19 protein-coding genes are annotated in these 19,768 nt (G+C 45.3%); 1 reads left to right on the top strand and 18 read right to left on the bottom strand.

Annotated features, from left to right (window positions below):
- Positions 1-136: 136 nt before the first annotated feature.
- Together GT674_RS07835 and gpr are read right to left on the bottom strand one after the other, a co-directional pair.
- Positions 137-1,387, bottom strand: coding sequence for a stage II sporulation protein P (locus GT674_RS07835; protein WP_265107721.1), 1,251 nt, complete (start codon positions 1,385-1,387; stop codon positions 137-139).
- Positions 1,388-1,411: 24 nt separating this feature from the next.
- A complete protein-coding gene (gpr, locus tag GT674_RS07830; RefSeq protein ID WP_161285195.1) occupies positions 1,412-2,320 on the bottom strand; it encodes a GPR endopeptidase in 909 nt (302 codons plus the stop codon).
- A gap of 263 nt (positions 2,321-2,583) precedes the next feature.
- On the opposite strand from gpr, the gene rpsT reads away from it, so the two are divergent.
- Positions 2,584-2,862 carry a 30S ribosomal protein S20 gene (rpsT, locus tag GT674_RS07825; RefSeq protein WP_070100264.1) on the top strand — a complete coding sequence of 93 codons (279 nt, stop codon included), beginning with the start codon at positions 2,584-2,586 and terminating at the stop codon, positions 2,860-2,862.
- A gap of 152 nt (positions 2,863-3,014) precedes the next feature.
- On the opposite strand, the gene nadA is transcribed toward rpsT, so the two are convergent.
- The 16 genes from nadA to feoB form a co-directional block, all read right to left on the bottom strand.
- Positions 3,015-3,932, bottom strand: coding sequence for a quinolinate synthase NadA (nadA, locus tag GT674_RS07820; RefSeq protein WP_161285194.1), 918 nt, complete (start codon positions 3,930-3,932; stop codon positions 3,015-3,017).
- Positions 3,929-4,480 (bottom strand): transcription repressor NadR, encoded by a 552-nt coding sequence (locus GT674_RS07815; protein ID WP_161285193.1) that lies wholly within the window; start codon positions 4,478-4,480, stop codon positions 3,929-3,931. Before GT674_RS07815 ends, nadA begins: the two co-directional genes overlap by 4 nt.
- 14 nt (positions 4,481-4,494) lie before the next feature.
- A complete protein-coding gene (gene nadC, locus GT674_RS07810; protein WP_161285192.1) occupies positions 4,495-5,346 on the bottom strand; it encodes a carboxylating nicotinate-nucleotide diphosphorylase in 852 nt (283 codons plus the stop codon).
- Positions 5,343-6,626, bottom strand: a complete 1,284-nt coding sequence (locus GT674_RS07805; protein ID WP_161285191.1) for an L-aspartate oxidase — start codon at positions 6,624-6,626, stop codon at positions 5,343-5,345. The genes nadC and GT674_RS07805 overlap by 4 nt, the downstream gene beginning before the upstream one ends.
- 184 nt (positions 6,627-6,810) lie before the next feature.
- A complete protein-coding gene (gene holA / locus GT674_RS07800) occupies positions 6,811-7,797 on the bottom strand; it encodes a DNA polymerase III subunit delta (RefSeq protein WP_161285190.1) in 987 nt (328 codons plus the stop codon).
- Positions 7,794-9,863, bottom strand: a complete 2,070-nt coding sequence (locus tag GT674_RS07795; RefSeq protein WP_161285189.1) for a glycosyltransferase family 39 protein — start codon at positions 9,861-9,863, stop codon at positions 7,794-7,796. The genes holA and GT674_RS07795 overlap by 4 nt, the downstream gene beginning before the upstream one ends.
- A 59-nt stretch (positions 9,864-9,922) precedes the next feature.
- Entirely contained in the window at positions 9,923-12,154 is a 2,232-nt protein-coding gene (locus GT674_RS07790) for a DNA internalization-related competence protein ComEC/Rec2 (protein WP_161285188.1), read from the bottom strand.
- Between the two features lie 27 nt (positions 12,155-12,181).
- A complete protein-coding gene (locus GT674_RS07785) occupies positions 12,182-13,126 on the bottom strand; it encodes a GerMN domain-containing protein (RefSeq protein WP_161285187.1) in 945 nt (314 codons plus the stop codon).
- Between the two features lie 10 nt (positions 13,127-13,136).
- Entirely contained in the window at positions 13,137-14,564 is a 1,428-nt protein-coding gene (locus GT674_RS07780; protein WP_161285186.1) for a sensor histidine kinase, read from the bottom strand.
- Between the two features lie 3 nt (positions 14,565-14,567).
- On the bottom strand, positions 14,568-15,257 hold the full coding sequence (locus GT674_RS07775; protein ID WP_161285185.1) for a response regulator transcription factor: 690 nt from the start codon (positions 15,255-15,257) through the stop codon (positions 14,568-14,570).
- A 10-nt stretch (positions 15,258-15,267) separates the two neighbouring features.
- Positions 15,268-15,858: a helix-hairpin-helix domain-containing protein gene (locus tag GT674_RS07770; RefSeq protein ID WP_330585498.1), complete on the bottom strand. Its 591-nt coding sequence runs from the start codon at positions 15,856-15,858 to the stop codon at positions 15,268-15,270.
- A 171-nt stretch (positions 15,859-16,029) separates the two neighbouring features.
- Positions 16,030-16,464 carry a DMT family transporter gene (locus GT674_RS07765; RefSeq protein WP_161285184.1) on the bottom strand — a complete coding sequence of 145 codons (435 nt, stop codon included), beginning with the start codon at positions 16,462-16,464 and terminating at the stop codon, positions 16,030-16,032.
- A gap of 96 nt (positions 16,465-16,560) precedes the next feature.
- Positions 16,561-16,926: a heavy-metal-associated domain-containing protein gene (locus tag GT674_RS07760; protein ID WP_161285183.1), complete on the bottom strand. Its 366-nt coding sequence runs from the start codon at positions 16,924-16,926 to the stop codon at positions 16,561-16,563.
- A complete protein-coding gene (locus tag GT674_RS17105; RefSeq protein ID WP_173902641.1) occupies positions 16,926-17,075 on the bottom strand; it encodes a hypothetical protein in 150 nt (49 codons plus the stop codon). Before GT674_RS17105 ends, GT674_RS07760 begins: the two co-directional genes overlap by 1 nt.
- A gap of 13 nt (positions 17,076-17,088) precedes the next feature.
- Entirely contained in the window at positions 17,089-17,289 is a 201-nt protein-coding gene (locus tag GT674_RS07755; RefSeq protein ID WP_161285182.1) for a FeoB-associated Cys-rich membrane protein, read from the bottom strand.
- A gap of 280 nt (positions 17,290-17,569) precedes the next feature.
- The gene (feoB, locus tag GT674_RS07750; RefSeq protein ID WP_161285181.1) at positions 17,570-19,753 is read right to left on the bottom strand and encodes a ferrous iron transport protein B; all 2,184 of its coding nucleotides are present in this window, start codon (positions 19,751-19,753) and stop codon (positions 17,570-17,572) included.
- Positions 19,754-19,768 lie beyond the last annotated feature (15 nt).

The following is a 19,768-nucleotide window of genomic DNA, read 5'->3' as shown; positions in this document are numbered from 1 at the left end:
AAGTGTTCTTTTTTATTTTTTGCAATTCATCTCCCACCTGTAGAGGAAGGAGAATTCTTGCTATATATTATGTTAAAAAATAGTGCGTCTAACTCATCACTACTACTGAAGCAACGAGAATGCGACGCACAGTTTTTCAGTTTTGCAGTACGCGGTTTAAAATATCTGCGAATGGCTCCATAGCGTTTTTTACTTCCTGGACGGTGTTGGTCTGGGCTCCGGCTTCGACGAGGACGGATCTTGGGCGCAGGTGGAGGTTGTAACGGTATCCGGCGAGGTAGATACCTCTGTAAAAATCCGGATAATACTGTGCCGCCTGGTATTCCATCTGGAATGAAAACGCCAGGTTGTCCTGAATGTATGGGTTCGGCAGATAATCAAGGCTTCCTCTCGCGATCGTATAGCTTAATCCATTGTAAAACATGATCTGTGCAGTCGGTTTTCCATTGATTTCGGTCACGAGATGTCGGTTTTCGGGCACGCCGTCACGATGAAGATCTATCACGACTTCTATAGAAGGATTTTCTTCCAGTATCGTTTCCAGATACGTTCCTGCATAGTCGTAGGCGGCACTGCGGTCCAGCTCACCGCTTTCCATATCGAAGGCTTCTGTTACGTGGATCACCTGATATCCGTAGTTTTTTGTCAATAGTTCTGTCAGGTAATTTCCCACGCCGATGATCGTATCTTCGACCTCCCCCTCCTTTGAATCCGCAAAAGCTTCCTGCGAGTGTGTATGATAGAGCAGGATCTGCGGTTTTGCGGCATCTTTCTGTATGGTCAGATCTTCTCCGAGAAGTTCTGCCGCGTTTAACTGATCTGCATTTGTGGTGGTCTGCGAATCCACGATAAAAAACTGGTTCATAAGATAATTGTAATCTGCGAGGGTCTGCGGTGAGAGGTCGATGCGCGGTGCAGGCTGTATGTTATTTGAAACCAGAACGGCCTGTGTTACTTCCGGTGTGGCAGTGACCGGCTTGTTCCGCTGAGATTTCTCTGTTTCTTTTTCAGAATCTTTCTTCTGCTTGTCTGCTGCTTCTTTGTGAGCCTGTCCCTCGACCTTCTCCTGCTCCTTCCGCACCTCTTCATTCTCTTTTTCCACCATCGCACCGAGGTATTCCGTATGGTTTTCCACAATCTTCGCATACGTATCGGGATCTTTCCGCTGGAAATCACGGGCGGCTTTCCGCTCAAGAAATCGAAACAGCGGAAGCTGCCTGTACACATTTTTCTGCATGATAAAAGAACCCGGCATCACTGCCAGCACAGCAAAAAAAGCCAGACACATGAGGGTACAGATCGTCTTCCGGGTCCTTGTCACAGAATCACCTCTTTCAAGGTATCCTATGATAAAAATCTCGGAATTATGCCCGTTCCTTTCATTCACAGCAATTGCTTCTTCTGATGAAGATCACACTTCAGAAAAAGCGATGTTCAGCCCTTCCGAGATCGTGAAGCTCAGATATTTCACTGTCTCATCCACATCCTTCGGTGTCACAAACATACTGTAAAGATTCGGTGCGATCATCTCCTCCAGAAATTCCTTCTGCTCTGTTTCCTCCAGTGCATCCAGAAGATGCTCCATCGAGTCATGCACGATCGTCGCCGCATCCACAACTGTCGGCACGCCGATCCCGATCACTTTTACCTGAAGATTATCTTCCGTAAGCCCATTTCTGTGGTTTCCCACGCCGGATCCCGGATGGATTCCCGTATCTGTGATCTGGATCGTCCGATTCAGCCGCCGTACACTCCGTGCTGCGAGTGCATCAATCGCAACCACCACATCCGGTTTTGTCTCTGAAACAACGCCCTGCACGATCTCCGCAGTCTCCATCCCTGTCTGTGCCATAACACCCGGAATGATCCCGCTGACGCAGTGCATTTTTTCCTGCCCGATCCCTCGAAGTCCATACTCTCTTATAAGATGCCGCGTCATATGAAGATTCTCGATCACATGCGGTCCCAGTGCATCTGCTGTGATCGCCGCATTTCCAAGACCCACAACCAAGATTGATTTTTCTTTTTCAAGATTGATCAGTTCCCGCAGATGTCGTGAAATCTCCTGGGAAATTTCCCTGTGATAATCCTCATCCGCGTTTGAAAGATCCGGAGCTTCTATGGTAATGTAGGTTCCCTGCGGCCGCCCCATGGACTTCGCTCCGTTTTCTGTAACAATCTTCACGACCGTTGTCCGGATATCTTTTTCCTCATCGTAGTCTTCCTGGATTTCCACGCCACGGATCTCCGTATTTTCCTGTGCAAACCGCTCCGTCGTTTCCAGTGCAAGGTCTGTTCGAATTCTTCTGCCGCCAGTCATATCGTACCCTCCTGATGCTGTGATTTGTTGTGTTTCCCATACCTGTTCAGCAGGAAATCTCTCGCGTAACTTTGAAAGTACTGAACCATTACTATTACTTTTTGTAATTCCCGGGAGAATTATGTACCGCATTTCGTCCTTTTTTTGACATTTATGGATTTTCCTATTGACAATCATGGAGAAATATAATAATATATATAAGCATGTTTACAGGAACGCCCGTGTCTGTTTCTGTGACAACGACACATTATTATAAATCTGAAATGGAGGTGTACCAATTGGCTAACATCAAATCTGCAAAGAAAAGAATTTTAGTAAACAGAACTAAAGCTGCTAGAAACAAATCTATCCGTTCTGCTGTTAAAACTTCCATCAAAAAAGTAGAAACTGCAGTTCAGAAAAACGATAAAGCTGCTGCACAGGCTGCTCTTACAGAGGCTATCTCTACAATCAGCAAAGCAACATCCAAGGGTGTTTATCACAAAAACAACTGTGCAAGAAAGATTTCCCGTCTGTCTAAAGCTGTCAACAGCATTGGCTAATTTAGGAAATTGCATTTTTTAATTATAAGCTTATAATTAAAAGGACAGTCACAAACCGTCAGTGACTGTCTTTTTTTATTTCCATATAAAAAACTGCCGCCCGCACCATGATACCGACTATAGTATCCGCGAACGGCAGTTTTAATTTTTTATCAGCCTCCGAGTTCTACCATACGATTAATGCAGCGGCCGGCTCCTTCCATTACATTCTCCGGAAGTTCGATCACTTCTCCGCCTGTTCCTTTGAGACAGTTGTAAATATCCATCAGTGTTGTGATCTTCATATTCATGCAGGTCAGCATGACAGACAGCGGATAAAAGTTCTTATCCGGACATTCAAACTGTAAATGCTCCACAATGCTGTTCTCTGTTCCGATGATAAATTCTTTGTTCGGAGATTTCTTTGCAAAATCCATGATTCCTGTTGTAGAACCAACATAGTCTGCTTTCTCCACAACTTCCTCACGACATTCCGGATGTACCAGAAGAAGTGCATCAGGATGTGCCTGTTTTGCTTTCTCGACATCTTTTGCACTGACTACGATATGTCTTGGACATCCTCCTTTGTAGAATGCGAAAGTTTTTTCCGGAAGCTTCTCAGCTACAAAGTGACCAAGATTCGGATCCGGAATAAAAAGGATCTTGTCGTTGTCAATTTTGCTGCAGATCTGAACCGCTGAAGAAGATGTCACGCACACATCACATTCTGTTTTCAGTTCAGAAGTCGTGTTGATATAGGCAACAACGGAATAATCCGGATACTCGGCTTTGAGTTTACGAAGCCCCTCAAGGTCAAGCTGCTCTGCCATCGGACATCCTGCAACCGGATTCGCAAGCCATACCTTTTTGTCCGGGCTCAGGATCTTGCAGGTTTCTGCCATAAAACGTACACCGCACATGATCACGCCGCTGCAGTCACTCTTGGATGCCTGTACACTGAGTCCGTAGGAATCTCCCATATAATCTGCAACTTCCAGGATCTCCTGTCCCTGATAAGCATGTGCAAGAATGCAGACATCCTGTTCTTTCTTCATTCGCAGAATCTCCTGCTGAATTTCTTTGATCGTCATAACTTTATCTTTCCCTTTCCTGTAGTCTCTTCCCATGGCTGAAGCGGTGCAAGAAAGCCCGCTTCTCCCAGCTGTTTCCCGATCAGATCGAGCCGTTCTTCGCTGGATGCCTCAACAAGATGATAATGATAACCTGAAGTCGCATTTGAAAGCACTGTGGAATGACTGTTCTGAAGTGCCTGGACAAACTCATTCACATCCTGTCTGGACCGGATATCCATCTCTGCAGTCACCCGTCCGTAAACGCGATGACTGATGCTGATATTTTTGACATGGCCGCCGCAGTCCACGATCAGATTCAGCTCAGCCGCTGCTTTCTCCTGACTGTGACGAACCTTGAATTCTCTTGTAAAACTGCTGTCCTGCTGGATCACATAACCTTTGGTTGTAGATAATATTCCTGGCGTAGAGGCCCGGATCACCGCCAGATCCTGTACGATCACCTGACGACTGACACCAAATCTGCCTGCCAGTTCTCTTGCGGCTATCGGAGTATCCGCATCATGAAGGATCTTTAAAATTTCTCCGCGTCTTTCCGCAGTATTCATGATCTTCCTCCCTCTCACACTGCATGAAGATTTTTCATTGAAATATCAAGGATTGGTGCGGAATGTGTCAGTGCACCGCTGGAAACAAAGTCTACTCCAATCTCACGGATCTTCTGGATGTTTTCTTTTGTAATATTTCCGGAACACTCTGTCTGTGCTCTTCCATCGATCAGTTCAACCGCCTGTCTCATCACTTCCGGAGTCATATTGTCAAGCATGATGATATCCGCTCCCGCTTCCACGGCCTCTCTGACCTGCTCAAGAGTTTCTACCTCGATCTCGATTTTACGTACAAACGGAGCATATGCTTTTGCCATCTGCACTGCCTTTGTAACACTTCCTGCTGCTCCGATATGGTTATCTTTAAGAAGAACTCCATCGGAAAGATTATATCTGTGGTTGCATCCGCCGCCGACTCTTACTGCGTATTTCTCAAACACACGGCAGTTCGGTGTAGTCTTACGGGTATCGAGAAGAGTAACCTTGCTTCCCTCCAGAAGTTTGGAAACCTGTCTGGTGTAAGTTGCAATACCACTCATTCTCTGAAGATAATTGAGTGCCACACGCTCTCCGGAAAGAAGAACACGGATATCGCCTGTTACAGTTGCCATCAGTTCGCCTTTTTTGACTTCGTCACCGTCCTTACAGAAAAAACTGATCTCTGTTTTCTCATCAAGGATCGTAAATACTCTTGCGTAAATGTCAAGACCTGCAATAACTCCGTCTTCCTTTGCAATCAGGTCAACCGTTCCTCTGGTTGCAGTTGGCATAACTGCGTTTGTGGAAACGTCCTCACTTGTGATATCTTCCTGTAATGCCATACGAATCAGCTGATCTGCCTGCATTTTCATTGTAATTTCATTCATGCTCTTTTCATCCTTTCGATTTCATTCCATACCATTTTGTGATAACCATCAAGGATCACGTTACGGTCTTCATAGATATTTGTATCAATTGTATTTACCGGGCATTTCTCCGGCTTGTCACCAAATACTATATCATCTGCGGCTCTTCTTGCAAAGACCAGAGATTCCAGAAGGGAATTGCTTGCCAGGCGATTCTTGCCGTGAACACCATTGCAGCTTGTCTCACCGCAGGCATACAGACCTTTCATGGAAGTGCGGCTTCCTAAGTCCACCTTGATTCCTCCCATAAAGTAATGCTGCGCCGGAACTACCGGAATCGGCTCTTTGCGTGGATCAAATCCTTCTTCCATACATCTTTTGAAAATATTCGGGAAGTGTTTCAGAATGGTATCTTCACCAAGCGGGCGCATATCTTCCCATACAAATTCTGTATCATCCTTTTCCATCTGTGCAAAAATAGCCTGGCTCAAAAGATCTCTCGGCTGAAGTTCTTCTGTAAATCTCTGTCCGTTCTTATCATACAGAAGTGCGCCTTCCCCTCTTACAGATTCTGAGATCAGAAAACGTCTGCCCGGTTTGCGGGAATATAAAGTAGTCGGATGGATCTGTATGTAATCCAGATGCTCCAGTTCTACCTGGTGCTTCATCGCAATTCCAAGTCCGTCTCCGGCAATATGAGGGAAGTTTGTAGAGTTCTTATAAAGTCCTCCCAGACCACCGCAGGCAAGCACTACATGTGGAGAACGGATCGGATATACATTATTCTGTTCATCCATTACAATGATGCCGCCGCAGATATTGTCTCTGGAGATCAGATCTACCATGGTCATATATTCACAGATTTCGATATTCTCTCTGGTCAGTGCCTCTCCAAGAAGTGTCTGAGTGATCTGCTTTCCTGTCACATCTTCATAAAAGAGGATTCTTGGCTGGGAATGTGCACCTTCTCTGGTGAATGCAAGCTCGCCGTTCTCATCGCGCTGGAAGGTGACGTTATGGCGGATAAGATCGCGGATAATGCTGTTGGAGCTTCGGATCATGAGTTCCACAGCTTTTTCATTGTTTTCGTAGTGACCTGCACGCATGGTATCCTCGAAGTAGTTCTTATAATCCCCCTCACCGCGAAGCATACAGATGCCGCCCTGTGCAAGGAAGGAGTCTGACTGGTCAGCCTGCTGTTTTGTTATCATCAGAATCTTCATTCTAGAAGGCAGATTCAGGGCACAGTAAAGACCTGCAGCTCCTGTTCCTACTATTATGGCGTCATAATATTCATTCATTTTTTTATCCTCTTACCGGTTTACGCCGGACTTTCTTTTTTTCATTTCCGCCATTATACTACCAGACATGTTGGGTGTCAAGACACCTGTGTATATTGTTTTGAGGGCCTGCTCACCCTCAAATATTTTCTCATTTTGTAATTGTTCAGTACCCTCACAGTTACGAGTCAAAATGCATTCCAGATCACCTTCCGGAACTGCTGTACTTCACGATCAGCAGTTCCACACTCAGCACATCCTGAAGCCTGCCTGTCTTCACTGCTTCCTCCGCTTCTGCGAAATCCACCTCTGCCTGCTCAAGTTCCTCAGTACTGTATGCCCGTGCACAGGACAGCAGGTTTCTTGCCACAAACGACTGCACTCCCAGTTTCGATGCGATTTCACTCTGTGCCGCACCTTCTCCTGCCATTTTCTTCGCCAGCACCATCTGCCGGAACTGCTTTGACAGAAGAAAAAGAATCCTCATCGGCGGCTCCCGGAGTGTCAGAAGGTCATTATAAAGATCCAGTGCCTTTCTCTGATTTTTCTCTGTAACCGCACGGACCATCTCAAAAATCTTATTCTCCGTTCTCGTCGTGCAGATTTCTTCAATATCCTCTGCTGTGACCACATCACGTCCCATCGTAAAGGTAATCAGTTTCTCCAGTTCATTCCGGATATTTCCCATATCTGTGCCGGTTTTGGTCAGAAGCAGCTCCATATCTCGCATGGTGATCTTGCGTCCTTCGCGGCCAAGAATCCCTGCCGCCCAGCGCATCAGTGTCTTTTCATCCTGTTTTGCAAACTCCACGATCCGGCCCTCTGATTTGACCGCTTTGTACATCCGGTTTCGCTTATCCACCTCTTCCTCTACGAAGACCATCCTTATATAGTCCGGAAGAGTTTTTATATAATCTGCAAGTTCTTCACATTTATTCTTAAAAAAACCGGAGTTTTCCACAAGGACTACTCTGTGATCTGCAAAAAACGGCATCGTCTCGCAGAGATCGATCATCGCATTGACCTCGATCCCTTTTCCCTCATACCTGCTGAAATTCATCGTGTCATCGTCCGGATTCAGGGCTTTGAGCAGCTTATCCTTGTACTGGATCTTCAGATATGCCTCATCTCCATACAAAAGATACACCTTTTTGAAATTTCCCGTCTTAATATCTTCCTGTAAATTTTTCACTTTACAAAATTCCTCCTGAAAATCGTCCCCGTTTTTATCTGATAAACGGAGAAGATCAGATTTCCATTCTCTTCTTTTCCATTGCGGCTCAGTTTTCCGTTTGGATACAGATCCATCGAACTGTTAAACCGATACAGCTGAAGTGCATGATCTTTCCTGATTCCCCGAGGTTCGATCACAATCGTATAAACTGTTTCTTTCTCCGGCACAACGGGTTCAAAACTAAGATCCAGCTGGTTTTCTGCAATCTGCTGTGCTGTGAGAAATGTACTGACCAGAGTTTTGCCGGTTTCATCCTGTATCTCCACCTGACATCCGCCATCAGATACCTCACCGTTCTTCAGATATCCCTGTACCAGAATACAGTCAAAGGCGGAAGAAGCAGTAAATGTCTGGGTAACCCTTTCACCCGAGACAATATTTTCAAGATTCTTTCCTGCCCTGTAAATATTTCGCACCGAAAACTCTCTCCACGATGTTTCTTCCGTAAATAAGGGTCTGTACAGCAAAACCACCAGGATCACAGCCATGGTTCCTGTCATAATTCTCCACACATTCTTTTTCTCTGCAAGTTTCTGCAGAGATCGTCCTGCGGTCTTTGCTTTTTCTGCGCAGAGTCCATCCAGAGCATCTGCAGCCAGAAACAGCAGCACTCCGTTCATTCCGATACTGTAGCGGTTTTGTGCCTCCCAGCCCAGATAAAAAAGAATATTTCCAAGCAGCAGCAGCCTCATAAGAAGTCCGACTCCTGTTCTTCCATTCCTCATATCCGATATCGTCCCCCATATGGTCAGGAACAGCACCAGCACATAAAATATCTGTGCCCAGCAGAGAAACGGGTCATTCCTCTCCCCGCAGATATATTGAAATATTCTGGAATCCTTCAGTGGATACAGCCATTCTGACTGGAAACCGCAGGATCCATCCTGCCAGGTAATCAGCATTTTTCTGCCGGCAAGCGAGAGCAGTCCTGCACCTCCCAGATCCCTGATACGTTTCTCTGTCTCCTGCAGGTTTGCTCTTGTCTTCTCTTTTTCCCCGGAAATTGCTTCTGTAAACTCCACATCCTGTTTCTTATAAGTTCCATCTTCTCCAACGCCCATCATCACGAAATGTACCGGAGGAAACTCTTTATCCGAACTGTCAAAATCCGCATAATGGTTTCTGACCGCTCCGGTCAGCGTCCAGGTCATTCCGCACATCAGAAGAAACGGAAGCACGCAGAACAACAGCTGCTTTTTCCAGCCTCCCATGCAGACTGCCATGATCAGAAAAGCAATCAGAAGAATTGCCTCCGTCACCCGGATTCTCATTCCCAACACAGTCAGAACACCTGTGACTGCCGCATATCCTGTCTTACAGGACAGCTTTTCTGCCTTCCATGCTTTCCATCCAAAGTAAATGCCCGCACTCAGAAACGGAAGCAGACTTACCGTTGTATAATGCCACGGCATCCATATATAGATGACAGGATTCAAAAGACTCAGCACTGTCAGCAAAAAACCTCTGTGAACATCCGCTGTCTCACATGTCAGTTTCCACATAAACACCAGTGCCGTATCCATGCACACAAGCCCCAGAAGATGCGGAGTCCAGTACAGATCCGCGATTCCCAGCTTTCCTGCTGCCCAAAGCACCCAGTATAATACGATTACAATTGGATGATTGTGTGGATAACGCTGAAAATAGGAATCATAAAAATCCGGCGAAATATGTCCGGTTTTCTGCATGTGCCATGCTTCATCCAGAACCAGCAGGTTATCATATCCCACCCAGTATCTCACATAATACAGATACAGAAACTGCAGTATCAGAATCATCAGAAAAACAACCGCAGTTCCTGTAAGAAGCGTGCGCTTTTGCCACGAACGGCTGACAACGGAAAGCTTCAGGAACAACAGAAGCAAAAACAAAGTCCCTGCCACGATCACCGGAAGCATGTTTTTGTCTTTGAATATGTTTTTTGCCTGTGGGACGGCACATACTGCATGAATAAAAATCCAGCCCAGACATCCCAGCAGCAGTACAGAGGTTAGATACAGGATTATTTTTTGCGCGTTCTTCATGTTTTTTCTCTTTTCTGATGTATTTTCCTGTTTATCATACTACAAAATCGCCTCATATTCTATGCTGTTTTTCCATCGCAGAAGGTTTCCATCCACATATGCCCGCCATCTGTAGAAACAGTAACCGCCCCACTTTTCATTGTATACATCGTTTTGATCCCATTCTGCTCCAGCCGCTTTATGGTTTCCGGTGACGGATGCCCGTAAGTGTTGGACTCCGAACAGGAAATTACTGCCACCTCCGGCTGTATTCTGTCCAGAAACTCCTGACAGCTTGAATACCTTGATCCATGATGTCCTACCTTGAGAAAATCCACATCATCCAGCCGGGGCAGAAGCTTTTTCTCGGTTTCTTCGCCGATATCTCCTGTGAAAAGACCACGAAACTTCCCATAGCAAAGCTCCATCACAAGTCCCTCTTCATTTGGATCGGTTCCTTCGGCACCCGGTTCGGGTGACAGAATTTCCATAGTCGCATCCCCAAACTGAAGCTTCTGCCCTTGCTGCAGCTTCAGTACAGAAATTCCGCACCGCTTTGCCTTTGCTTCCAGTTCATCATAAACCGGCTCCGGGTTTTTCCAGTCCGGAAGCAGAAGATACTTTATTCGAAGTGTTGTAAGATGTTTTTCTTTCAGGTCCATCAGTTCCTGCACACCGCTGATATGGTCAATATCCGTATGGGATAGCAGGATGGCATCTACCACGGAAATCCCCTGGTTCTTGAGATAAGGAAGCAGCTGACCGGCTGCCGTATTCTTCTTACTGCTGCTCCCTCCATCTACCATGATATTCTTTCCTCCCGGGATCTGTATCACAATGGCATCTCCCTGACCAATATCCAGGCAGGTGACCGAAAGGTAATTTCGCTGTCGGAAGCCAAGAAACAGAACACTTATAAAAACAACCGACAAGAGCATTCCTTTCTGCCGGATTCTCATCCTGTCATTCTCCCATTTGCCATGCAGAATCAGAAGCCCCCGGATCCCTCCCGCCAAAACAACATAATACACCACGCACTTCCATATCTCAGGTGCACCTCCGATCCATGTGCAAAACGGAAACTCTCCAGCCAGTATGCAGAGTTTCTCATAGATCACAAGCAAAAGGTTACCCGGAAACAGAACAAGTCCTGCCGCAAAAATACTGAAAACGCCGACAAGACTGCAGCACAGCCCGCAGACCAGCACTACACTGACCGTCGGCAGTACAATGAGATTCAGGGCAATTCCCAGAATCGATACTTCTCCATAAATCCTAAGAACCGTCGGCAGAGTCATAAGCTGTACTGCAAGAGACGATATCAGGGTTTTGATCCACGGGTTCTCACTCTCAATAAGGCGATTCAGCACCGGGGCCATACTCCCCAGACCTGCCACTGCCCCAAACGAAAGCAGGAAACTGCTGCTGTACAGATATGCCGGTGTATCAAGCAGAAGTAAGATTGCAGATACAGCCAGTGCTGTCAGAAGATCATAGCTTCTCCCCAGAATCCTTGCTCCGACGGCAAGCACAAACATACTCACCGCCCTCATGGCAGATACACTGCTGCCTGTCAGCATTCCATACTGCAGGATCACGCAAAGTGAAATAAGCCCCGCCGGTACATTTCCCAGCGAAAGCTTCTTCAGAAGTGAGAACAGTCCCATTCCGAGCACACTGATGTGTAATCCGGAAATAGCAAGAATATGTATCATCCCTGCCATCTGGTATCTCATTTTCACATCTTCATCCAGACCACTCTTTTCTCCCAGAAGCATGGTCTGATAGATTCCTGCCTTGTCCCCTGCCGCTTTTTGCAGCGTCTCTGCAATTTTTTCTCTAAGCTCTGTCAATGCCTGTCCATATCTGGAATAGCTTCTGCTTTTTTTCTGCACCACTGCATTCTTCATAAAATAATAGATTTTCTGACAGGCGTAATACTGCTGCTGATCAAATTCTCCGGGATTTCCGGGCGCAGAAATCCGCTCCAGCTCTCCTTTGACCTGGATAATCATGCCTGTCTTCAAATCTTCTTTTATATTTTCTTTTAAAAAAACTCTTATATTTCTGATGGGAATTTTTTCTGACTGATCAGTCAGATAGACTTGTTTCAGATAGACAGAAAGAGAATACTCCGTGTCCTGACATCGCTGTACTTCCCCGCAAATGACAGCGGATGGATGTGCTTTGATCCATTGCCGGACCTTTTGCGGCAGGGGATTTCCTCTTACAATTGAAACCCCTGCCAGATCCAGAATGCAAAGAAAAAGCATCAGGAACACACATACACAGCACACTGGTCTTTTATGCATTCCTCTTCCCTTCTGTATAGAAATATCTCAGGATTTTTCTTCCGCATCCGGAACTACAAGATCCTGGTTCTTTTCATAAAATTTATAAAGTGGTAATTTCTTCCGGAAATTGCCCCCATTGCTTCCTTCTATTGATATCTGTACTTTATCTGCTTCACAGGAATCAATGATCGAGTTTACTACAGAATACACAGAAATGTTTTCTGCCACCTCCAGTGCCGCATCCTGAAACTCACTGTTCAGATCAATATAACAGATTCTGTCCGATGTGATCACACTGATCGCCATAGTATTCGCCGGGATCGTCGCATAATGTTCTTCTTCCATCGGTCCCTTGGCAAGCTGTTCCAGAACAACGCGCTCCTTCGAAAGTGTTCGTCTGTAACAGACATTACGCATTTCCTTCAGAAGCCGCTTACCACTTTTGTCTGCAAAATATAAGGTAAACGTATCATACCGATAGTTAGCCTCATCCTTCTTTGACAGTTCCACAAAGGTATTCTCTGTCATATCTCCGATATCCTGGCCTCTGGAATCCTTGAGAGGCTGACCGGCTACTGTAAAGCGAACCTTATCAATATCCGGAATCTGAAGAAATGTCTGCACAATTCCGTCTCTTGTGAGGACTTCTCTTATCTTGCTCATTTCCGAATATTCTTTACTGAAATCTATGATCAAAAGCTTATCCTGAAGATCATAAGAGCTTATAGAAACCTTTTCCGGGAGAAGGCTGATTCCGTCCTCCGGTATTTCCCTGCTTCCTAATTTCTGGATCAGTGCCTTTACCATGTATTCCTTATTTTCTTCCTCCGGCTCATAAGGTTCACTCTTAATCCGTGTCTCATTTGTATTGAGATAATAAAAATTATATTTACTTTCTTCTTCCTTTGACTGTATAGTTTCTATGCTGCATCCTGCAAACAGAGTACAGACCAGCAGTGCCAGAAGAAGCACACCTGATATTTTCTTCATCCGACACCTCCTACGGAATATACGAAAGTGGGACACGAACAGAAAAAGTAGTTCCTTCCCCTTCTTTGCTGAATACCTTGATCACTCCATGGTGCATACCGATCGTACTTCTTGTGATCGCAAGTCCCAGACCTGTTCCGCCAATCTCTCTGGAATGAGATTTGTCCACTCGATAAAACCTCTCAAAAATCCGGCTTAAGGAATCTTCCGGGATGCCCATTCCGGAATCGGCAACTGTCACATAGAAATATTTATGATCTGCATCCAGTGATACCCTTACCCAACCATCGTCCACATTGTACTTAATGGCATTCTCAACCAGATTACTGATTGCAGATGTAAACTTCAATTCGTCCACGTCCGCCTCCACCGGACGGAAACTGTCAAGGATCAGATCAATGCTGCGTTTATCCGCAATCGGACGAAGTCTCTTTAATATATCCTCCAGAAGCTGATTTATCGACATATGCTGAATCTGAAGATCCGCATTTTTCTTATCCATCTTAACCAGCGTCAGAAGATCTGTGATGATCCTGTTTTCGCGGTCAATCTCCGCTGTGATATCACGCATGAATTCCTGATACAGTTCTTCTGGAACACCCTGTTGTCCTACCAGAGAATCTGCAAGAACCTTCATGGAAGTCATAGGTGTTTTGAGTTCGTGGGATACATTCGATACAAACTCCGATCTCGACTCATCCAGCACCTTCATTCTGGCAAGCATCTTATTAAATGCATCGGTGATAAGTTCCGTCTCTGTATAGTCCGGTACGCAGATTTCATCCTGCTGATATCCATCTGTCAGATCCTCGATTGCCTTGGTGACTCTCGCAAGTGGTTTGACAAGAATCGTGGACAGAATATAGGCCAGAAACAGTGATAATACTATAATGATACCGATGATCAGAATGCCCTTCTGTTCAAGGTCTCCGGAAATAGCAGCAATCTCGCCCCCCGAAATATCAACCAGCATAGCCCCCTGAATCTGAGCTACATCTGCACTCTTGACCGGAACCACCAGCTCGATCATCTGTCCGATTCTTCTGAATTCATCTGAGGCACCGTTTTTGAAGCACTGGATCACTTTGCCCGATACGAGCGTTTTACCTTCATCCACATGGTAGGTATCTCTGACAATCTTAAAATCTCTGTCAATCAGAAGGATTCTTCCTCCATAAATATTAGACAATAACTCCAGCTTGCTGTTGACAGCCTCAGAACTGGAGTCATTAAGATAATTTTCTTTGATGATCTGATCACAGAGGATCTCGCATTCTGTGCGTACTGCACTTACACTTACTTCCACTGCCTGATTTTCGTAATAATGTATCATCAGTTGTGTCACGATAATTCCCGGCACGATTCCCAGAATAATAAGGATAACAAGGATACGAAAACGCAGACTTTTATAGAATTTTGTCTTTTTTTTCGTTTCCATGGATCATGCCTGGAAATAATATCCCACACCCCATTTGGTGTGTACATATTTGGGCTCACTGGGATTGGCCTCAATTTTTTCACGAAGACGGCGGATATGTACATCAACCGTACGGACATCCCCCGGATATTCATATCCCCATACAATATTCAGAAGATTCTCACGGCTGTAGACTTTATTTGGATTAAATACCAGAAGTTCCAACACATCAAATTCCTTTGCAGTGAGATTAATCTCTTTGTCTGCGATAAATACGCGACGGCTTTCACAATCCAGTTTCAGATCACCTGCCTGAATGGTCTTGGCTTTTTCTTTTTCTTCGTGTTCAGAACGGGCGCGGCGCATAATGGCCTTGATACGTGCCTTGACTTCCAGAATATTAAATGGTTTGGTGATATAATCATCCGCACCATAATCCAGTCCGAGGATCTTATCCATATCTTCGCCTTTGGCAGTAAGCATAACGATCGGCACATTGGAAAATTCACGGATCTGCTGACATACCTCAAGTCCGTCCATTTTAGGCAGCATCAGATCCAGAAGGATAATGTCATATTTATTCTCCTTCGCCTTCTCTACGGCCTCTTCTCCATCGTAAGCACAATCCACTTCCATTCCGTCCTGCTCCAGATTAAAACGGATTCCTTTTACGATCAGCTTTTCGTCATCTACTACTAAAACTTTTCTGCTCATTCTACTCTCCTTATTTTACTTCAATCTTATCCTTTATCTTAGAAAAAATATTTTCCTTGATCCCCGGCACCTGCATAACCTCCTCAATACTGGAAAAACCTCCATGTTCTTCCCGGTACGCAAGGATCGCCTGTGCCTTGGAATCTCCGATGCCGGACAATGTCTTAAGTGTCTGGATATCTGCTGTATTAAGGTTAACAAGCCCTGTTCCTGCATCCATCTCCGTTCCGGTTTGACCATCCTGTATCTCAGATACGACCGGAGTCAGATTTCTCTCCTCTGCCTCCTGGACTGTCGGCACATAGACCTGCTGTCCGTCGCAGAGCGGCTGAGCCTGATTCACTGAAATGCCCGAAGCATCCTCCCTCATTCCTCCTGCGGCCTCTATTGCCTGAAACACGCGGCTGTCTGATGACATCTCATAAACTCCCGGATGATTTACAGCACCACAGACATCTACAAAAATCTCCTGCGGTTCCTGTGTCACCTCCGGGACTTCACTTACTTCCGGGAAGTCCTCCAGAGCATCCGCCTCATCCACAGCAGAACTGCCCTCCTGTTCATCCAGCAGAATTTCATCCCTTCCGGATCCACATCCCACACAAAAGATTCCTGTAAACAGCACAATGCATACAAACACTGCACAATAATTTCGTATTAATTTTTCAGTAATACCGGTCCACTCCTTTCTATATTAAAGCAGTTTCCCCGGTTGTATACCTGACCATGTCTTATTTTACCGAATTCCCCTATGTTTTACAATAGGAAACTTCTATTTTTGCCATTTGAAGATCACGATCCCGACTATGGCGATCAGCATTCCCAGAATCTTCCTCCATTCAAAAGGTTCTTTGGCTACGCCAAAAATCCCCAGCAGTTCAATCAGATACGCTACGATCAGCTGTGAGATCACAATGAGCATAGCGGCTTTTGCCGGTCCCAGTGCTCCCATACTCTGGATCACTGTAATTGTAATAAAAGCACCAATCACACCTCCCAGAAGCACATATTTATTTTCTATCTGCCACAATGCCGCAATACTCTGTCTCCCCGTAAAAAGCCACGCCAGAACACAGACTGCAAAGGCCGAAAGCTGTACCCAGCCTGTAGATACCCACAGGCTGCTCTGTCTTGTCACTTCCGTATTAAAAACTCCCTGAATACTCATCAGTGCTCCTGAAATAAGTGCCGCAAAAAATCCCCACATATGATTTCCTCCGTATAAAAAAAGACTGGTTTATGATACTCCAGTCTTTTCATAATATTTGTTATTAACATATACGGTTTCTGCTGTTTTTATGCATCAGTGGATATTTACTACTCTGTATCCGGCATCTCTGACTGTCCTTCTGAGGATTTCATCATCCAACTCTCTGTCATAGGAAACCACTGCCTCATTTCTGGAAAGATCTACCTTTGCGGCCGCACCGTCAATCTTATTGATTGCTTCTGTAACAGCTTTGACACAATGCTCACAGTGCATTCCGGAAATTTTGACTGTCTTTTTGCCAAGGATCGGATGATCCAGCGTTTTTTGCGGAATATCTACGGAGATGCTTCCACCGCCGCCTCCACAGCAGGCACCCTCTCCTTTAAAATGTTTCACAGAGCCTTTCAGTGCAAGTCCAAGTAAGACAACCACGATCAGTACAATAATTATGTCAGCCATTACCTGTCACCTCTTTTGAACTCTTCATCTCGCTTTTGTTCTTTCTTCTTCCTGATCCAGAGATATCCCTGATAGATCAGCACGCAGACGATATAAACAACTATAACTGTTCCGAACATATACATAGTAGAACCTGTTGAATTTCCCAATTCAGAACGCCTCCTATCTCAGCTGTTTCTTTTTGCCGGTGGTCTGTACATTTCCCTTAAACGCAGCACCGCTGCAGCCACAGCAGCTGCCGCAGTTTCCACTGCATCCGCTGCAGCCCATATGCTTACCTTCTTTGCTGTTCTTTATACTTTTGTAGATCAGAAAGGCACAATATCCAAGGATCAGTACCATAATTATAATATTTGCAAGCATTTTTCTCATCCTCTCTTAACAAACCACACAGTACGTTACTGTTCACTCCGTTCACAGTAACTTGGTCAAAATGCATTCCAAATCACCTTCGGTGATAGCATTTTGCCCTGTATGTCTCGGGATTTTGCCATATTCATGACAAAACACCTCGCGGGATATTACCTGTGAACAGTTACCACAGTACTCATCACTGTATGGAAATAAATGCCGGACACGATCCGTATCCAGCATTTATTATAGCATATCCAAGTGGGGAACTCCCCACCATCTTTATTTTTGATCAGGCTGCAGATACAGAACGTTTTGCGTAAACTTTCTGATCTTTGTACGGATCCGGTCTGAACAGCATGAATAACATCACAATCAGAACTACAAATCCTGCTACAGTACCAACACCAAATGCTCCGCCGGTCACAAAAGAACCGATCTGATAGAAGCACAGGCATACAAGGTAAGCAAAAACATTCTGGAAAACAATTGCAAACCAGAACCACTTTCTGCTGTTCATCTCTTTTGCCATGGTTGCAATTGCTGCAAGGCAAGGAGAGTCAAGAAGATTGAACATCAGGAAGGAGAAAGCAGCGATTCCTGTCGGAAACCAGGATGCAACACCAGCTGCAACATTCACTGCATCTTCTGTATCACCGGCTACATTTGCCAGGACACCCATGGTAGATACGATTGCTTCTTTTGCTGTAAATCCGGAGATAGAAGCTGCTACCGGCTGCCATTCACCGAATCCAAGCGGTGCAAAGATCGGAGCGATCACACCACCGATTGCTGCCATAAGGCTGTCCGCACTGTCTTCTACCATACCAAATCCGCCATCTGTGAATCCAAATCCACCAAGGAACCACATGACTACGCAGGCAAGGAACAGGATTGTACCGGCTTTGATGATAAAGCCTTTCAGTCTTTCCCATACATGAAGAAGAACTGTTTTGACCTGCGGAACATGATACTGCGGAAGCTCCATTACGAACGGAGCCGGTTTACCGGAGAACGGTTTTGTTTTCTTAAGAATGATCGCAGCTACAAGTACAGCTACAATGCCGATGAAGTACATCAGAGGAGCGATAAAGGAACTCTCTGCATATCCTGCGGTCTCACCTGCGATCACACCGCCCATAAGTGCGATGACCGGAAGCTTTGCACCACATGGAATAAAGGTTGCTGTCATAATGGTAAGACGTCTGTCATTATCCTGCTCGATAGTTTTGGAAGCCATGATTCCAGGAATACCGCAGCCTGAAGAGATCAGAAGCGGGATGAAGCTCTTACCGGAAAGTCCGAAATGACGGAATACACGGTCCATAACAAACGCGATACGAACCATATAACCACAGTCTTCAAGAATGGACAGGAACAGGAACAGGATCGCCATCTGAGGAACAAATCCAAGCACTGCACCAAGACCACCAATGATACCGTCAACAACAAGTCCCTGCACCATATCTCCGGCACCGATACTGCCAAGAATGTTGCTGAAGAAATCCTGAACAGCTACTACAAATACATCATTTGTCCAGTCTGTCACGAATGTACCTACTGTTGTTACAGATACATAATATACAATCCACATGATTGCGATAAAGATCGGGATACCAAGAATACGGTTGGTAACGATACGGTCGATCTTATCAGATACTGTCAGTTTGTCTTTACCTTTTTTGACTGTTGTATTTACAATCTTCTGAATGAAAGTATATCTCTCATCTGTCACAATACTTTCCATGTCGTCGTCATGCTTTTTCTCAAGAGCCTGACGTTTACTGTCTACAACAGACTGTGCAGAGGCAGAAAGCTTTGTAGCTTCCTTTACCTTCTCGTCATTTTCAAGGAACTTGACCGCATACCATCTTTTCTTATCCTCTGTGATGGATTCCGGAAGAACCTTCTTTACTTCGCTGACAGCTTCTTCCATCTCCTTTGAAAAAATCTCTTTCGGAAGATCAACGCTGCTCTTCTTTGCTGTTTTGATTGCCTCATCGATCAGTTTATCAAGACCTTCGCCCTTCAGTGCGGATGTCTCAATGATCGGGCAGTCAAGCAGCATGGAAAGACGTTTGACATCAATCTTGATTCCTCTTTTTTCAAGAAGATCTGCCATATTGAGGGCAATGACGACCGGAACACCAGTCTCGATCAGCTGTGTTGTCAGATACAGGTTACGCTCGATGTTTGTAGCATCGACAAGATCGATGATAACATCCGGATTCTCTTTCAGGACATAGTCACGGCTGACTACCTCTTCCAGTGTATATGGTGACATGGAATAGATACCAGGAAGGTCCGTTACGATGATGTCCTCTCCTTTACCTCTCTTACCCTTTAATCTGCCTTCTTTTTTCTCTACAGTAACTCCCGGCCAGTTTCCTACATACTGGTTAGCGCCCGTTAATGCGTTGAACATTGTTGTTTTACCACAGTTCGGGTTGCCGGCAAGTGCAATCTTGATTGCCATTCTTTCTTACCTCCT

Origin of the sequence: Blautia sp. BIOML-A1 (assembly GCF_009883055.1) — a bacterium.
Lineage (GTDB): Bacteria > Bacillota > Clostridia > Lachnospirales > Lachnospiraceae > Blautia_A.
This window is presented reverse-complemented; position numbering and strand designations above follow the sequence as displayed.

Bases quoted from the DNA above. Each gene is read 5' to 3' on its own strand.
- gpr (WP_161285195.1), bottom strand. From the start codon at position 2,320: ATGACTGGCGGCAGAAGAATTCGAACAGACCTTGCACTGGAAACGACG.
- rpsT (WP_070100264.1), top strand. From the start codon at position 2,584: ATGGAGGTGTACCAATTGGCTAACATCAAATCTGCAAAGAAAAGAATT.
- nadA (WP_161285194.1), bottom strand. From the start codon at position 3,932: ATGACGATCAAAGAAATTCAGCAGGAGATTCTGCGAATGAAGAAAGAA.
- GT674_RS07815 (WP_161285193.1), bottom strand. From the start codon at position 4,480: ATGAATACTGCGGAAAGACGCGGAGAAATTTTAAAGATCCTTCATGAT.
- nadC (WP_161285192.1), bottom strand. From the start codon at position 5,346: ATGAATGAAATTACAATGAAAATGCAGGCAGATCAGCTGATTCGTATG.
- GT674_RS07805 (WP_161285191.1), bottom strand. From the start codon at position 6,626: ATGAATGAATATTATGACGCCATAATAGTAGGAACAGGAGCTGCAGGT.
- GT674_RS07795 (WP_161285189.1), bottom strand. From the start codon at position 9,863: ATGAAGAACGCGCAAAAAATAATCCTGTATCTAACCTCTGTACTGCTG.
- GT674_RS07790 (WP_161285188.1), bottom strand. From the start codon at position 12,154: ATGCATAAAAGACCAGTGTGCTGTGTATGTGTGTTCCTGATGCTTTTT.
- GT674_RS07785 (WP_161285187.1), bottom strand. From the start codon at position 13,126: ATGAAGAAAATATCAGGTGTGCTTCTTCTGGCACTGCTGGTCTGTACT.
- GT674_RS07780 (WP_161285186.1), bottom strand. From the start codon at position 14,564: ATGGAAACGAAAAAAAAGACAAAATTCTATAAAAGTCTGCGTTTTCGT.
- GT674_RS07775 (WP_161285185.1), bottom strand. From the start codon at position 15,257: ATGAGCAGAAAAGTTTTAGTAGTAGATGACGAAAAGCTGATCGTAAAA.
- GT674_RS07765 (WP_161285184.1), bottom strand. From the start codon at position 16,464: ATGTGGGGATTTTTTGCGGCACTTATTTCAGGAGCACTGATGAGTATT.
- GT674_RS07760 (WP_161285183.1), bottom strand. From the start codon at position 16,926: ATGGCTGACATAATTATTGTACTGATCGTGGTTGTCTTACTTGGACTT.
- GT674_RS07755 (WP_161285182.1), bottom strand. From the start codon at position 17,289: ATGCTTGCAAATATTATAATTATGGTACTGATCCTTGGATATTGTGCC.
- feoB (WP_161285181.1), bottom strand. From the start codon at position 19,753: ATGGCAATCAAGATTGCACTTGCCGGCAACCCGAACTGTGGTAAAACA.